The organism is uncultured Methanobrevibacter sp. (assembly GCF_902770715.1).
In the GTDB taxonomy this organism is placed as follows: Archaea; Methanobacteriota; Methanobacteria; order Methanobacteriales; family Methanobacteriaceae; genus Methanocatella.
This window is the reverse complement of the sequence record NZ_CACXTS010000021.1, coordinates 24,888-39,935: the sequence shown is the minus strand read 5'-3', so window position 1 is coordinate 39,935 and position 15,048 is coordinate 24,888. Positions and strand designations below refer to the sequence as shown.

Sequence of the window (15,048 nt, the reverse complement as noted above, 5' to 3'; positions counted from 1 at the left end):
GAATATATATTTATTTAATGCTTATTAATATTTATCAAAAAGTATTATTTATCCAACAAATCATAAAAGCTATTCAGAATATCTTCATTGAATTTGCCGTAATCAATATGAATGTCGGTCTTTACATTGCCCTCCATATAATCATGAAACGCCTTTACGATTCCATCAATGGTATTGTCAAAACGGTACGCTCCATATTCCTCAATCCAGTCTGTTCCACCTATCTTTGATGTCATTACAGGAACATCCAATGTATTCGCTTCCATTACAGTCATCGGCCAGCCTTCACGTGTTGACGGAAGGATGAACAAATCGCATTCCTTCAATATCGGCATCGGATTGGACACAGACCTTATTATTGTAATATTCCTGCTGTGGTTTAACTTTTCGGCAAATCGTCTTGTTCTGAAATACAGCGGACCGTATCCTCCGATAATGATAAGCTGGGTGTCCGGATAGTCGTCACAGAATTCATCAAAGGCCTTAAGAAGCATATGATGGTTCTTTTCTTCCGAAAACCTTCCTATTGTAATGAACTTTTTGGCAGGGCTTTCAAGAACGCCCCTGATACCGCCGGGATTTGAGCACATCATGATGGTATCGTCATCGAATTCAATATCCTTTTGTGAATTGTCGAGTATCTCCAGGTAGTTGTTGATGTTGGGAACAACATGGATATTGTCGCTTTTGCCGGATATTTCAGAAATGTTTCCTATTGTCTCTTTTGAAACGACAGCAACCTTATCATATGCATTGTATGCATGATTCAGTGTCGGATAGTTTCCCATTCCGTCATCAATTACCCAGACCATGTTTCCATGAGCCCATATGATTTTGTTTGATTGCGCCTGGGAAAACAGGAGTATCTCCTCAATTCCATAGCTTGTAAAATGAATGTAGTTGTCGAATCTGAAATCTGAAAATGATCTTGACAGTTCCCTTTTGAACAGCCTCTCCAAATCCTTAGGAAACTCGCCTTTCCTGTTGCTTGGTTTGATGAATCTGTTCAGCGCAAAGTATTCCTTGAGAGTTGGATTGATTGCAGTTCTAAGAGGCATAAGTTCAATGCCTTCAGGTATCGAATCCTTGACTTCAGGGAAATATCTCCTGATATTCTTGGCCCATGCCCTGTATGAAATGAAATAGTCGTGGTCGTTTAAGTCGACTGCCGAAAGCAGATTCAGAAGCGATGAGGTCATTCCGTTTTTCATAAGCGCTCCTGCAAAAACGATAGTATTCTTGTTTGGATTTGAAATCTTTTCCTCCTTTAAAACGTTTTCATGGCTGAAGATGTGCCTGCATAAGTCCTTTGCGGCGTCAATGCCTTCAAACTGACAGTATGTTTTAAGAAATTCGCTGTCGTCATAATCCTTAGGCGAATTCAATTCCCCGATCAAATCTGGTATATTGTCTGTTTTTACAAACGGCAGCTCGTCCAGTGGAACGTAAAGTCCGTGAATCCTGCCGTACTTTTTCTCGTCATAGTTGAAGAGGATTATCTTTTTTTGAGTATTTGCAAAATCAAAGATGGCTCCCGAATAGTCCGTAACCAATACATCGGCAATGCTTAAAACATCATACTTTTCATAGCCTTCAGGGAAGAGTTCAATATGCCTGAACTTATCGAAATCGATTTTGATATGAGAATAGGAATTATAGAACTGGAAAAGCATGACCTGACTGTCATTGAGACTGGCATCAATTTCTTTAAGTATTTTTTCAAAAGTCCTTTTCCGGGTTTTCGAATCCCTGAACAGTGCCAGATTCTTGAAGTTGGGCATATAGGCAAATACTTCCTTGCCCCCATATCCCAATTCGTCCTTCAAATCATTTTGCTTGAAGAATGGATAATTCTTGGGATTTCCGCAGTAGAGAAGCTTTCCAGGATATATCTTATCCATCATGTAGGCGGATAGAATCCTGTCCTTTGTAAATTCATTTGGCACCAGAAGATAGTCTGAGGCGAACAGCACCTGCTGCAGGCTTGAAACCTTGAACTGTTCCTTTTTGTTGTCCTTTCCTATGGTCTTAAGGAAAGTCCCCCTCCAGGTGTTTATAACAATCTGTCCGGGACGCTTTACGAACTTATGGTAGAGGGCAGCATCCGTGATGATGTATTTTGCCTTTTCCATGATTCTTGTTCCGGCAATCCTGCTTGAAACGATCTTTTCAATGTCAAGACTGTAGTTTTTCTGCAGCTGCCTTATCATAGGCTGGATTTCCTTTTTTGCATAGACTACTATCTTGAGTTTACCGTAGTCCCCCTTTGTGAGTTCCTCGACAATCCGGAATACGTTTCCCGAGAAATCCTTGCCGTTTACCGATTCGACATAAACGAGATTCTCATCAATGTCGCCATGATAATAGTTGTAGTATATCCAGCTATTGATTGCGGCGTATTTCAAATCCTCAATCTTTTTTCCTATCTTTCCCTTTGCCATAATTCCACGTTTATAAATTAAAAAGAGTTATTTAATCATATATTTTGAACTGTTTATATAAATAGTTTATATTAAGATAAAAAAAAGAAAGTTATAAAAGAGCCTTTACGGCTTCTTTTACATCATTTAAGTCTTCGGTAGGTTCGAACCTTTGAACGACATTTCCCTGGCGGTCCACCAGAAACTTGGTGAAGTTCCATTTGATGTCATCGTTGTCCTTGTAGTGCCTGTCGACGGCTTTAAGAACAAGCTTAAGTTTTGTTGCGCCCTTGCCTGTAATGTCCTTGAAGGGCTGTTCCTGCTTGAGGTATGCGTACAATGGAACTTCGTTTTCCCCGTTCACGTCAATCTTGTCGAAGATTGTATATGGCACGAGCCATTTTGACCTGCAGACTTCAGTGATCTCCTCGGTTGTTCCAGGAGCCTGACCTCCGAACTGGTTGCATGGGAAATCAAGGATTTCAAAGCCTTCATCCTTGAATTCTGCGTAGATTTCGTTCAGTTCTGTGTATTGTGGAGTGAATCCGCATTTGGTTGCTGAGTTTACTATAAGCAATACTTTATCCTTGTATTGGGAAAGGGAAACCATGTTTCCTTCGCCATCCTTTACTTCAAAATCATATATTGACATATTGATTCACCTTTTTTAATTAATTATGCATATTTAATACCTCATGATATATAAAGTTAGCAATCTGAATAGTTTATATGGCATTTATTTAAAAAATCTCAAATATTAAGATTTATTTATGGAATCGGATAAAGTTAATATCATGACAAGGCAGGAAAAAATTGTTAGAACAAGCATTATAGGCATTGTCGTTAATCTGATTCTGGTGGCATTCAAGGCTACAATCGGAATCCTTGTTAACTCCATTGCAATCACATTGGATGCAGTCAACAACCTGACCGATGCGCTGTCTTCCATCATAACTATCATAGGAACCAAGCTTGCTGGAAAGGCTCCGGACAAGGACCACCCTTACGGATACGGGCGTATTGAATACTTCTCATCCGTAATAATTGCAGCCATTGTACTATGGGCAGGGGTTACTGCACTTATGGAATCATGGCCTAAGATATTCCATCCGGACGTAACATCATATACAACCGTTTCACTGGTCATAATTGCCGTTGCTGTTCTCGTCAAGTTCGCGCTTGGAAGATACGTGAAGGGCGTTGGGGAAAAAATCAACTCCCAGGCTCTTGTTGCATCCGGAAGCGATGCGTTCTTTGATGCAATACTCTCGCTTTCAACACTGATTGCGGCTATCATTTCCATATTCTATGGAATCTCCCTTGAAGGGATTCTGGGAGTCATAATCTCAATCGTAATCATCAAGGCAAGTATCGACATGCTGAGGGAAACCCTCGACAGCATGATCGGGGCAAGGGTCGATTCCGAACTCTCCCGCAAGATCAAGGATTCAATCTGTGAGGTTCCCGGCGTCTACGGCGCATATGATTTGAGCCTTCACAACTACGGGCCTGAGGACATGCAGGGGTCAGTCCACATTGAAGTCGATGATGACCTGACAGCACATGAAATCCATACCCTGACAAGAAACCTTGCATATAAGATTTATGAGGAGTTCTCAATCATACTGACTTTCGGAATATATTCAAGAAATGACGAATACAAGGATGTTCGCGATGAACTGTATGAAATCGCCTCAAAATATGATGAGGTCCTTGAAGTCCACGGATTCATTGTCAACGAGGAGTCAAAGATGGCGACTTTCGACATCATTGTCGATTTTGATGCCGACCGTGAAAAGGTTAAAGGAGAAATTATATCTAAAATTAAAGCAAAACATCCTGAATTTGATTACATCATCATTGATGATTATGATATAAGCGATTAATCGTTAAAATAAAAAAAAGGGCTGTAGAATTTCTACAATCCTTTTAATATTATTTTTTAAAAAACATTTTCAACAAGGAAATTAGCAAATGCATTTCCATATTGTCCATAAACATATTTTGTAAAGTGCAAATTATCTGATGAAGTATAAGGACAATTATGTTGGTTTACAATGTCATAATCTCTTGTTTGGAACTTATGGAAAGATAGATATTCGCTTGTATTTTCCCATTTTGCAAACTGCTTATTTAATTCATTTTGATAATCAGTCAATGTCAATCCTATTTCATTTGGAGTTATATCCCTATTGTGTAATTCTTTTATAGTGTAAGTACGGTCACTGTAATACAAATCAACAAATACTACCTTAATAGGACTTTCACCTCTTTCAACACGGTTTTTACTTGCATTTTCGATTTTATCCATAATATGATTGAATGCACCATTGAAAGTTGATGTATCATTGCTGTCTTGTGAGCCCAATTCAGAATTATCCAGATAATCATTAGTTCCAGCAGCCAAGACAACAATGTTATAGTCTTCAATAGTGGTATTGGTCTTACCTTCACTATTTTGAGCAGTGTCTAAGCTTTCCCAATTTCCCGGATATTGGCCCATGGATATTGCATCCACAACCTCTCTGCATATTCTGTACCTGTAATATTTAGTATTTTCAATGTTCACTCCGTTCTTTTGGCCCAAGTCATGATAGGTTGAACCTGGAATGGAGGGATTATAATATACGCAGCCAAGCAATTGGGCTACTCTATGAGGAATAGAAAAGATATGTCTGGTTGATTGAGATTTATAAGGTGAACCGTAAGTGATACTATCTCCGAAATACAAAATTCTATATTCATTATTGTTTTTAGAATATTTCTTTAAGCTAAATCCCTTATCAAAATCACTATAGACTATTTCCCCGTTTTTATTGGCATACGCTTTTACGGAATAGGATGCATTATAATCAGTGCAGCCAATCTCAAAGCTGATGGTGGTGGACCCTTTTTGAGGTACTTGACCAATCATTTGCCATTCATCGTCTCCATCGTTCCTTTTAAGAATCAAATAACCTTCAGCATTGGGCACAGATCCCCATTTAATAGTATTGTTAACAAGCAATACAATGCTTGGAGCTTCCAAGTGGAAATCACCCTCTTTCAAGTATAAACCGTAACTTATCTTATCATTATTTGCAATACAAGCACGAACCGTATAATGCAAAGAATTAAAACTTGGGTCAACAAAAGTCTTTGAATCAATTATTGTTCTTAACTGTTTTACTGACTTATAATAATAATCAACATATGATAAAACATCTGCACCTACAGAACCAATTGACTTAAATTCTCCATCCTCACCAATTTTTCTAAAAATAATGTATTTAGTTGCATTTTCCATTTTGCTCCAAGTGATATTTGCCATCAGATTTTGGAAGTCAACATCTACATTAACCTTATTAATTAGCTTCAAGCCTTCCGCATCATATGGCCCAATCATCTTATTTTTTTCATCGATTTTAATGATTTCCCTAACGGAATAGATAAATGTATCATTTTCACCTATTTCATCATAAAATACGGCATTTTTTGAATTCGATTTAATAGTTGATATTACCTTAAACTCATCAGCCGTTTTTCTTAAAACCTGATATTCAGTACCAGTTTTAGAAGACCATTTCAATTTTGCAAAATAGCTATACCCTTTTGGATAATACTGAATGGACAGCAACTTTGTAGGCACAATCTTGCTGGATGAAATGGTTTTTTTGATTATGATTTTGGAACTTTTGTTGAGCTTGTAGTTTTTGGTATCGTTTGGGCTAATGACAATCTTATGAGTTCCTATAGATAACTTTTTAGTGTTGAACTTTGCAACCCCTTGGGAATCTGTTTTAACTGAATATGTTTTAAACTTTTTGCCAGTGAAAACCTTGACCTTAATATAGATATTTTTAACCATGTCCTTATAAGCGTCGCTTACCTTAAATTTATAATAAGAATTGTCTTTATATTTTAATGTGGAGACCGGAGCTGATGAGTAAAGCTGTTTTGCCTTTTTGACAACTTTTGATTTGATTATTATTTTTGATGTTTTGGATATTGAATAGTGTTTATTGCTTGTTTTGATGATTACCTTATGTGTTCCTAGTGATAATTTGCTGGTTTTTAACTTTCCCATACCTTTAGAATTTGTCTTTACAGTATATGTCTTGAATTTTTTACCTGTGTAGACACTCACTTTAAGATTTACATTGGAAACCGGATTGCTGTGGCTGTCCAATACTTTAATTTTAAAATAAGTGTCTTTCTTGAATTTCAATGTTGTAGCTATAGCATAGACTTTAGTTTTTGATTTGGTAATCTTCAATGTGGAGGAAGCCTGTTTAACATTATCCAAATAAGCTTCGACCTTATGATTTCCCAAAGCCATACTCGGCAGTTTCACTGAAACTGTGCCATCATTGCCAACAGAACCTGAATAGCATTTGTAGGCAGTTCCTGTAAATACCTTCAATTTGATAATGGAGTTATATCTTGGCTCCAGATAATTTATTCCATTGGAAGTGAATATGTCATAAACTTTTAGCTTATAGACTAGGTTTCCGGATGTATACTCTTCACTTTTGGTTAAAAACTTGACATTGGCAGGCTTATTTTCACTATCCTGAAGACTGCAGGATTCATTATCGGCACTTTGAATATCCTCTTCATTTGTATTTAATATATTATTTTGTATTTGATCAGTAGAATTAGTAACAATAATGTCTGAATTTTCCATTATAGAAACATCAGATGAATTTTCATTAGCAGAAACCAATCCTACCATGACAAAAAAAATCATGATTATCGAAAAAATAATTAAATATTTTTTAAAATTATTCATCAATATAAACAATCCTCCATTTATAAAATTTTAATTTTTATCCCAATTTAATATATAAATAATCTTTAATTATACATAGTATATAATTATTATTTTAATATGTTATATATAGTTTCATTATTCATTTAAATTAGAAATAAGCATAATCCAATTAATACAAAAATTTAATTTCTCTATCTAAACCGGAATTAATTTAATTTCAAAAATTCTAATTATATTACTATTAATTTTTCAATTAGGTTAAATACTAGTTAATTTATAAATATTAATTAAGGTGTAATTATGAAAACAAAAAATATTATACTAATTGCAATTGCAATTCTTGTAATTGCTTTGGTAGCTGTTGGACTTTATAGCTTCTACAATGGCAATGCTAATGTCTTAAACAATGCAACACTACCAAATCCGTTGGATAATAACACCACTGATGTAATTGATGTTGATAACGCTACTAACGCAACCAATTCAACAAACGGTACTGTCGTAGGTGACAACTCACCGCGTACCAATATGACTATCAACAACAATACATACAAGGTATATAATCCACAATCCGATTCATACGTAGCCGTTATCGGTGAAAAATACGATGAGGAAGTGAACAGATGGTATACCTACGATGAAGATGGTGTAAGATATTATAACACAAGAATTAATACAAATTAATTCTTTTCTTTTTTTATTTTTTTTAGACCATAAAAACAGAATTTATCAGATTGTCCCTGTAGGTGGTTTCGTCCTTCAGGCTTTCTATGTGATGGATGACATTCAATTTTAAATCTTCAAGCTTTATACGGGTCTCTAGGTCATTGAAGTCTACCTGAAACAGAAATACGTATTTTATGTTCATCTCATAGTCAAAGATAACCCAGTTCGGACCGTTGATGTCCAGAAACTGAATTGACCACTTTGACATTATGGTGTTGATTTTAAGCGTAGTTTCCTCTACGCTAAAATCGCCGCTTAGAAAAAATTCCCTCATTGATATAAGTCCTCTTCAGATCCGACCTGTGGAACAGGAATTTCAGGAGCATGCTTGTTGAATACACCGAATGCGGTGATTTCCTTTTTAAGGATTGACATTGATTGGGAAAATTCATCGCTTTCAGGAGAGATGATTGCGACATTAATCCAGTTTTCATCCTCGGACATGTACAAGCATGGCTCGAACAACTGATATTTGGAAATGATAGTTAGGGGAACTTCATTAATTTCAACGGTTTTGCCTGTATGCTCTAAGTTTAGTTGTATAATCCTTTCTTTAATATTCATAATCTTAACTATGTACTTATGCTTTTAAAAATTTTTCTTATATTCCTCTAACTTTTCAATGTTGACGGATGCAACTTCAAATCCTTCGCTTAAAATTAGCCAGATTGCCTGCATGAAACCTTTGCTTTTGAGCTTGTTGCAGTTTTCCATGGCAAGCATATCATACTTCGGCATGTCCAGAACGTCCTCTTTGAACTGGGTCTTGATGTCATCCCTCAAATCATCGTCAAGATATGCTTCGAGAATCTCCTTAATGGAGATGGAAAATGTGTTACCGATTGACTTAGCAATCTCTATTTCCTCGCTCGGCATTTCGCCTTCAAGGGACTTTTGAATCTGGAGGAATGATGAATAGTCCTGATAGCCGTATACTGTAAATCTTCCCTCAACGCTATGTGCACAATACTCATCAATCAGCCTGCTGAGAGGAGAATATATTAAAATGAATGTAGAAATGGCATCGATTGAACTGTTCTTTGTGCAGTCAAGGAGTTTGCATAGGACATGAGCCAATATTTCCTTCAAGAGGAAATGGGAAAGCTCGTGCATCAGTGTTGTAATCTGAAGCCCCGGCAGCTGCCTGTCATCCACTTCAATCCTATCGAAGGCAAAAACGCCCAGTTCCTGGCCGTATGACTTATAGTCGACTTCGACAAATGACTTTGAAAAGAGAAGGACCTTGTCCAGTATGTCAAGATAATCGAGGACCAGACCGTTTGATTTTACCAGATTGTCGAATTCCAGAAATGCTGTCCTTTTGATATCGTTGATTATGCCTTTGTAGTCCTTTAATCTGAACTTGAAATCGTTGATTTTCTCTGCATTTTCAGGGGTGAATATCTCCTCAAAGGTCGCATAGCTATTTGTCCCCTCGAACTTGAATTCAGGATTTGTTTTGATATCTCTGACTTTAGGTATATCGGAGATGTTCTTAAGCTTGACCAGACAGTCAAAGCAGAAGTTTTCCTCTTCGGGATATTTTCTGTGGCACTCCGGACAGTATTTTGTTGGAGGAAGGTGATCCAAACTGATGGATTCACATATCTCACACATTGATACATCCTCAGATGCCATGTATTTTCTTTTTGAATAAAAAAGATTCGGTGATTCCAGGTGAGGCATCGCATCAGCTATCATCCGCTGCTTTTCTCTGTCTATCTGAAGGTATTGTGATAAATCATTGAACATTTAAAACACTTATCTTATTAATAAGAATGATATGAACCAGATTAGAAGTGCAAGTCCTATTATAAACTTACCGTGCATATTTGCACCGTCGGAATCATTTCTGGTCACCAGATAAATTCCGAATATCAATCCAAAGAGAGGAATCAATATGGCACATATGTAACCTAAAATTACAGCTATCTTATGGTCGTTTTCAACCTTTTGAACTTCATACCTTGGAGTTGCTGTCTGTTGTGTACCTGTCGTATTTTTTGTTTCTTCCCTTGTTTCCAGGTTCATTCCGCAGTTTTTGCAGAATTTTGCTGTATCTACCAGTTCTTCACCGCATGACGGACAAAATTTTGACATTATATCACCTATCCAAATAGTTTTTCGATTAAGTCTTCATTATTCTTATAAAAGTTAAGCTTTACCAGCCTCATGAGAAATTCCGGCGCTCCGACCAGCTGTGCTGATGCAAATAGTGGCATGTATAACTTTTGGGCACCCTGCTCAACACATATCTTTAAAATTTCAGGCAAATTTTGTGATTGTTCCATACTGAGTATAACTGTACCGTCATCTAAACTTACATTATTATTTATTGATTCATTTGCTATGATTTCCTGTAAAGCAAATGTAGTAGATTCACTATTACCTGTTAAATTATCGATGCTTGTTTCATTATTATTGACGGATAACTTGAATATGTCCGGGCCTTCAAGGAAATATACCTCGCCGACATCAATGGTTGTGTCAAGAAGTGATCCTATTCTCCACCTGTTTTCGATTTCCTCAACCTCTTTGGGCTCTTCATGCGCCGCATCTTTGGATAGATACAGTTCACCCAAGTCGATTATAGGCTTTGGAATTTCCTTTTTTTCCTCCTCATCAGCTATTTTCCTTAAAAGGCGGATGATTTCCTCGTTCTGCCTTTCAATGTTTCTGGTAATTTCAATCAATTCTGATAATTCTGACATGATTATTAGTATATTTTATGTGATTATTAAAATTTTAGATATCAATATTGCAAAAAAGCTATTGAATCCTGAAAATATAGAACATCGCTTCGGAGAGCCTTTCGTCGTTGGCGTACTTTTCAAATCCCAGGGAGTATCTAAGAAGGCTTGGTCTTGGAATCAGCACGTTGTCGCTTTCGGGATTTATTATGAGGCCGTCCATGTCCTCGGTCAGGATGAAATTCACCAATGTCGCAAGATTGATCAGTTGGGAATACTTGAACTTATTAGTCCTTATCGGCTCCATCTTGGCCTCGGATGTAAACAGTGTTGCATAAACGCCGCCGACCCTGTCAGTATACATTGACGCAACAGGCCCGGTCTCCTTAAGGCAGAGCATCTCCTTTTCAATATCCAAATCAGACAGCATCAGTGCAAGCAGCCGTGAGCCCGCCATCCTTTCAAAGAGGCCTTCGAAATCACCGACATTGGCCCTGTTTTCAACGAAAGCCTCAAGGCCACTGTTGTCGATTGAATTTTTAAGCTCCATAAGTTCATCTTCAGAATATGGGTTGGTTGTGTAAAAATTAGTTTTCGGAACCCTGGTTATCGCCAGTATGAATTCCTTCTTGAATACATACTTTTCGGAAGACGGATTCAGTATATACCCTTCAATGTCTGTGGTCTTTAGGATATTCTGATAGAGTTCGAATGAATTCTGCAATGCCTGAATGTCCTCATCCCTGAAGAACTTTCGAAACTCATCCATATCCGTAAATAGAGGGGTGATTTTGATTTCATCATCCTCATAGATTATGAAGTTGAGTGTGCCGTTCTCCCTTTTTGCCGGGATGTACAGGTTGGAATATCTGAATTCGTTGATGAGTCTGGAAGTGAGCTCTTCGGTGAGCATATTGTTATTCGAATAGATGTCTTCAATAACATTTCGCAGGTGTTTGTGATTAGTCATTGCTCTTATTTTGTTGATTATTGTTATAATATTTATCCATCTTCTCGCTGATGACGGTTTTGAGGGCCTTTGCATTGTATGTCCTGAAGCCCAGTGCATTATCCTTCAATGTCAGAACCACAAGCTCTCCGGCAGCGCTTTTTTCGACGCTTACATACTTGATTTCATCGAAGTGCAGCGTGAACCTGCCTGAAATGACAAGCTCCTCATCCAGTATTACAAGTTCTGCGGGAACCCATGAAAACTCATCCGAATTCTTGGCAAGTATTCCTCCTATCAATGCTCCTGCACCTGCAATGATCAGTCCTGTGCCCAGAGTTGAGCCAATCAGTCCGACCGTTGCGGCAGCTCCGATAAGGCCTCCGGCGCTTCCGACGACTTCAGGAGAAAGAAGCTTAGATAACCTTTCCTTGGATTTGGAATCCACAGGAAACTCTATCTTTGATTTTCCGTTTTCCCGGATGTATTCTAGGGACTCGCCATACCCCTTTTGAGGAATCTTCGGCTCTTCCTTTGGAGGGAAAAGGGTGCTTGCTGTATCCTCAACGAGATTTTTAGTGGATTTTATTGTGTCTATGATGAAAGGCTTTTTCTTTTCGGACTTCGGCCTTATCTTGACTGGAATTTCATCGCTCATTCGGTCACCTAATATATTTTCCCTACTCCGAAACCGTTTGTTCCCACCGATACGAAGGTGTGGGATGACTTGTCGCTTGGATAGTCAAAGCCCTGTGATTCCATCGCCTCTTCAAGCCTATGCTGATTATAAAACTCCTTCAATGTCTTATAGAATTCCTTGTGTGAGTAATCGGACTTGGAGAAGCTTTTGACAACCTCCTTGATTGTAGGTGTTATGTTGAAGCCTTCCCATTCGATGTAATAGAACTCCTCGCCGGCAGAGAACCACAGTATTGAATAGTTCTTGTCATCATATCTGTCATAGAAAGTGATGTGGATCGCATCATGGCCTGAAACCTTCACCTTCTTTTCCGGATATTTCTCTATGAAATAACCGTACAGTGTCTCGAGGTTCGGATTTATGTATCTGACAGTGAAAACATGTGTGTCCTCATCATAAGCATAAATATCAAAATCGCTTTTATACGGATTTTCGAATTTCGGCGGAACCTTGAACGTTTCATAGCCGACCTCTGCGGTCGTCCAGTTTGAGGAGTCAACCGCATTGACTGCACTCATCAGTATGAATAATGCCAGAAATGCAATAAGGATTTTTTTAAGCATGTTAATAACTTGGACTTATGTTTATTTAAATATATTCTTGAAATTGGAGAATGCTGTCGGATTGTCTAAAAAATAAAAAGAATTATATTAAAAAGAAAAAAAGGTTTTGGAAATATCTGCATATTTCCATAATCTAACTTTGGTAATCCTTCACCGAATTGATGAGGTGCTCCATGTCATGTATGAAGCCTGTGACTTCCTCTTCACTTGAACCTGATTCGCTCATGCTCAATACAAGCTCGTCGATGAGCGCATCCATCTTGTCAATGAGGGACTGAAGGATATCCAGCCTTGAAGTGATTTCATCATCAATCTTCTTGTTGTCCTTTGAGGCAAGATCAATGATGTTTGACACCGCATCTGCATGCTCATTGAACATCTCTGTTGAATTGTTAACGGTTGCGATGAATCTGTCGTATGTGAGTTGAGGAGGTTCGAAGCGCTCTTCGATGAGTTTGCGTGCGTTTTTCTCCTTGATTTCATACATGATTTTCATCTCATTGAGCCTTGTCCTGTATTTGTCGAACTCATGGATGTTCCTTTTAGGCTCGACCTTGACTTCCCTTTTGGATGTTCCAATCGGCTGGGTCTTGTCGATTATCTCCTTGACAGGTTCGGATGTTGTAATCCTGTGGATTCCATATCCGACCGCAAATGCAGGCACTGCAAATATGAGCCCGAATAATGAAAAGGCAAATGCGCTGGTTGCGCCGAATGCTGTACCTAATGTTGCAAACAGGAGAAATATCAGAATTGTGATTGTCTTTGTTTTGGAAAATGTGAATTCCCCTGTGGTCTTGTCCTGCCAGTAGAAGAACAGGTGCTTAAGGTCTGAAATCAATCCGTAGTTGTTGTTTTCAATGACGACCTTCGGCACATGGTCATATCCTAGAGCCCTGCGAAGTGAGAATCCTATCACATATACCAGAGCGGAAATCACTACCGCAAAGAGTATTACCGCAGGTGCCTGGAATATTAAGGTCATGAACAGTAAAAAGACCAGTATTGCAGCTATTTTTGATTTTGACAATATAAAGTAACTATCTTGATAATTATAGAATAATTTATAGACTAAACTGTTGTTGGGTTTTGTAATTTCATATACATTTCTGAATGAGGTTGATTTGCACTTTGGGCAAAAGTTCGCTGTTCCGTTTACTTTGTTTCCGCAATTATTACAAATTTTATCAGTCATTTTCATCTACCAGGAAATCCTCGTATGTCAACGTATTTAATTCTTCATCTGTAATATTACTTTTAGGAGCTAATCTGTTAGCCTGATTAGTTATTACTTCTTCAAATAGGTTCCTTACTGCTCTACCATTAGCAAAGTTTTTTGACCTATTTTCATATAACATTTTAAAGTAGTCCTTTATATACTTATCGGCTGCGGCGTCCATGGTGAGGTTGGACTCTTCGCACATGAGCCAGAATATATTGTAGAGTTCCTCGTCGTTGTAGTCCTCAAAGTAGATGAACTTGTTGAATCTGGACTCCAGGCCCGGATTTGAGTACAGGAACTTCTCCATCAGGGCAGGATAGCCCGCCACGATTACGATTAAATCATCACGGTGATCTTCCATTGCCTTGAGTAGCGTGTCCACGGCTTCAGCACCATAGTCATTGTCGCTTTTTGATGTCAAGGAGTATGCTTCGTCTATAAACAGTATTCCGCCCAGTGCGGACTGTATTACTTCCTGGGTCTTTATTGCTGTCTGACCGACATATCCTCCCACCAAGCCGGAGCGGTCGGTTTCAATGAGGTGTCCTTTTGATAGGAGTCCTATTTCATGGTAAATTTTAGCAAGCAGTCTTGCTACTGTGGTCTTTCCTGTTCCGGGATTTCCTGAAAATACCAGATGGAGGCTCATTGCAGGCTGCTTGATTCCACGCTCTTCTCTTAATTTTCTGATCTGCACCAGATTGATTAGGGAATTGACATCCTTTTTGACCTTTTCAAGTCCGACAAGCTTGTTCAGCTCTTCCAGGCATTCATCCAATGTGCTGGATTCGGGTGTCTCATCTGTACCCTTTGCGGTTTCAATGCTTCTTGTGTCCATAAGCTTGATTGGTTTTAACTCAACGTTTTCCTTTTCAAGGGACTTTTCCAAGCTGGCCATGTAGTCATTGTAGAGCTTGAATACATCCTCGTTGAGCTCATTGTCGACGGTTATGAAGAACTTTCCGAATACCTTATAGCAGTTGTAAAGCTCATTGGCAGTGTTGAGTTCAGTCATGTCGAAGTTC

At 38.2% G+C, this 15,048-nt stretch carries 15 protein-coding genes; 2 read left to right on the top strand and 13 right to left on the bottom strand.

The features are described 5' to 3' along the window. Positions 1-44: 44 nt before the first annotated feature. Both QZU81_RS07170 and QZU81_RS07165 read right to left on the bottom strand, forming a co-directional pair. Positions 45-2,441 carry a CDP-glycerol glycerophosphotransferase family protein gene (locus QZU81_RS07170; RefSeq protein ID WP_295590773.1) on the bottom strand — a complete coding sequence of 799 codons (2,397 nt, stop codon included), beginning with the start codon at positions 2,439-2,441 and terminating at the stop codon, positions 45-47. Positions 2,442-2,532: 91 nt separating this feature from the next. Beyond that, complete coding sequence (locus tag QZU81_RS07165; protein ID WP_295590771.1) at positions 2,533-3,072, bottom strand: glutathione peroxidase; 540 nt, start codon at positions 3,070-3,072, stop codon at positions 2,533-2,535. Positions 3,073-3,190: 118 nt separating this feature from the next. Between QZU81_RS07165 and QZU81_RS07160 the strand changes: the two genes are divergently transcribed. Beyond that, complete coding sequence (locus tag QZU81_RS07160; RefSeq protein ID WP_295590769.1) at positions 3,191-4,306, top strand: cation diffusion facilitator family transporter; 1,116 nt, start codon at positions 3,191-3,193, stop codon at positions 4,304-4,306. Between the two features lie 56 nt (positions 4,307-4,362). Here the strand turns inward: QZU81_RS07160 and QZU81_RS07155 are convergent, their stop codons facing one another. Beyond that, positions 4,363-7,134 (bottom strand): SGNH/GDSL hydrolase family protein, encoded by a 2,772-nt coding sequence (locus QZU81_RS07155; RefSeq protein WP_295590767.1) that lies wholly within the window; start codon positions 7,132-7,134, stop codon positions 4,363-4,365. A gap of 339 nt (positions 7,135-7,473) precedes the next feature. On the opposite strand from QZU81_RS07155, the gene QZU81_RS07150 reads away from it, so the two are divergent. Beyond that, complete coding sequence (locus QZU81_RS07150; protein ID WP_292850514.1) at positions 7,474-7,857, top strand: hypothetical protein; 384 nt, start codon at positions 7,474-7,476, stop codon at positions 7,855-7,857. 22 nt (positions 7,858-7,879) lie between these two features. On the opposite strand, the gene QZU81_RS07145 is transcribed toward QZU81_RS07150, so the two are convergent. The 10 genes from QZU81_RS07145 to QZU81_RS07100 all read right to left on the bottom strand — a co-directional run bounded on the left by QZU81_RS07145 (position 7,880) and on the right by QZU81_RS07100 (position 15,038). Next, the gene (locus QZU81_RS07145) at positions 7,880-8,173 is read right to left on the bottom strand and encodes a hypothetical protein (RefSeq protein ID WP_295590764.1); all 294 of its coding nucleotides are present in this window, start codon (positions 8,171-8,173) and stop codon (positions 7,880-7,882) included. Then, positions 8,170-8,463, bottom strand: coding sequence for a hypothetical protein (locus tag QZU81_RS07140; protein WP_295590763.1), 294 nt, complete (start codon positions 8,461-8,463; stop codon positions 8,170-8,172). The genes QZU81_RS07145 and QZU81_RS07140 overlap by 4 nt, the downstream gene beginning before the upstream one ends. 24 nt (positions 8,464-8,487) lie before the next feature. Beyond that, the gene (locus QZU81_RS07135) at positions 8,488-9,651 is read right to left on the bottom strand and encodes a hypothetical protein (RefSeq protein ID WP_295590761.1); all 1,164 of its coding nucleotides are present in this window, start codon (positions 9,649-9,651) and stop codon (positions 8,488-8,490) included. 9 nt (positions 9,652-9,660) lie between these two features. Further along, on the bottom strand, positions 9,661-9,999 hold the full coding sequence (locus QZU81_RS07130) for a zinc-ribbon domain-containing protein (RefSeq protein ID WP_295590758.1): 339 nt from the start codon (positions 9,997-9,999) through the stop codon (positions 9,661-9,663). A gap of 8 nt (positions 10,000-10,007) precedes the next feature. Beyond that, positions 10,008-10,610 (bottom strand): hypothetical protein, encoded by a 603-nt coding sequence (locus QZU81_RS07125; protein ID WP_295590756.1) that lies wholly within the window; start codon positions 10,608-10,610, stop codon positions 10,008-10,010. A 58-nt stretch (positions 10,611-10,668) separates the two neighbouring features. Further along, positions 10,669-11,502 (bottom strand): SseB family protein, encoded by an 834-nt coding sequence (locus tag QZU81_RS07120; protein ID WP_295590753.1) that lies wholly within the window; start codon positions 11,500-11,502, stop codon positions 10,669-10,671. A gap of 49 nt (positions 11,503-11,551) precedes the next feature. After that, positions 11,552-12,196 carry a hypothetical protein gene (locus QZU81_RS07115; RefSeq protein ID WP_295590751.1) on the bottom strand — a complete coding sequence of 215 codons (645 nt, stop codon included), beginning with the start codon at positions 12,194-12,196 and terminating at the stop codon, positions 11,552-11,554. 8 nt (positions 12,197-12,204) lie between these two features. Continuing rightward, the gene (locus QZU81_RS07110; RefSeq protein WP_295590749.1) at positions 12,205-12,801 is read right to left on the bottom strand and encodes a hypothetical protein; all 597 of its coding nucleotides are present in this window, start codon (positions 12,799-12,801) and stop codon (positions 12,205-12,207) included. Between the two features lie 133 nt (positions 12,802-12,934). After that, positions 12,935-13,996, bottom strand: a complete 1,062-nt coding sequence (locus tag QZU81_RS07105; RefSeq protein ID WP_295590747.1) for a zinc ribbon domain-containing protein — start codon at positions 13,994-13,996, stop codon at positions 12,935-12,937. Next, positions 13,989-15,038 carry an AAA family ATPase gene (locus QZU81_RS07100; RefSeq protein WP_295590745.1) on the bottom strand — a complete coding sequence of 350 codons (1,050 nt, stop codon included), beginning with the start codon at positions 15,036-15,038 and terminating at the stop codon, positions 13,989-13,991. The genes QZU81_RS07105 and QZU81_RS07100 overlap by 8 nt, the downstream gene beginning before the upstream one ends. Positions 15,039-15,048 lie beyond the last annotated feature (10 nt).

Bases quoted from the DNA above. Each gene is read 5' to 3' on its own strand.
- QZU81_RS07165 (WP_295590771.1), bottom strand. From the start codon at position 3,072: ATGTCAATATATGATTTTGAAGTAAAGGATGGCGAAGGAAACATGGTT.
- QZU81_RS07105 (WP_295590747.1), bottom strand. From the start codon at position 13,996: ATGACTGATAAAATTTGTAATAATTGCGGAAACAAAGTAAACGGAACA.
- QZU81_RS07115 (WP_295590751.1), bottom strand. From the start codon at position 12,196: ATGAGCGATGAAATTCCAGTCAAGATAAGGCCGAAGTCCGAAAAGAAA.
- QZU81_RS07110 (WP_295590749.1), bottom strand. From the start codon at position 12,801: ATGCTTAAAAAAATCCTTATTGCATTTCTGGCATTATTCATACTGATG.
- QZU81_RS07125 (WP_295590756.1), bottom strand. From the start codon at position 10,610: ATGTCAGAATTATCAGAATTGATTGAAATTACCAGAAACATTGAAAGG.
- QZU81_RS07135 (WP_295590761.1), bottom strand. From the start codon at position 9,651: ATGTTCAATGATTTATCACAATACCTTCAGATAGACAGAGAAAAGCAG.
- QZU81_RS07170 (WP_295590773.1), bottom strand. From the start codon at position 2,441: ATGGCAAAGGGAAAGATAGGAAAAAAGATTGAGGATTTGAAATACGCC.
- QZU81_RS07155 (WP_295590767.1), bottom strand. From the start codon at position 7,134: ATGGTAGGATTGGTTTCTGCTAATGAAAATTCATCTGATGTTTCTATA.
- QZU81_RS07140 (WP_295590763.1), bottom strand. From the start codon at position 8,463: ATGAATATTAAAGAAAGGATTATACAACTAAACTTAGAGCATACAGGC.
- QZU81_RS07145 (WP_295590764.1), bottom strand. From the start codon at position 8,173: ATGAGGGAATTTTTTCTAAGCGGCGATTTTAGCGTAGAGGAAACTACG.
- QZU81_RS07160 (WP_295590769.1), top strand. From the start codon at position 3,191: ATGGAATCGGATAAAGTTAATATCATGACAAGGCAGGAAAAAATTGTT.
- QZU81_RS07100 (WP_295590745.1), bottom strand. From the start codon at position 15,038: ATGACTGAACTCAACACTGCCAATGAGCTTTACAACTGCTATAAGGTA.
- QZU81_RS07120 (WP_295590753.1), bottom strand. From the start codon at position 11,502: ATGCTCACCGAAGAGCTCACTTCCAGACTCATCAACGAATTCAGATAT.
- QZU81_RS07130 (WP_295590758.1), bottom strand. From the start codon at position 9,999: ATGTCAAAATTTTGTCCGTCATGCGGTGAAGAACTGGTAGATACAGCA.
- QZU81_RS07150 (WP_292850514.1), top strand. From the start codon at position 7,474: ATGAAAACAAAAAATATTATACTAATTGCAATTGCAATTCTTGTAATT.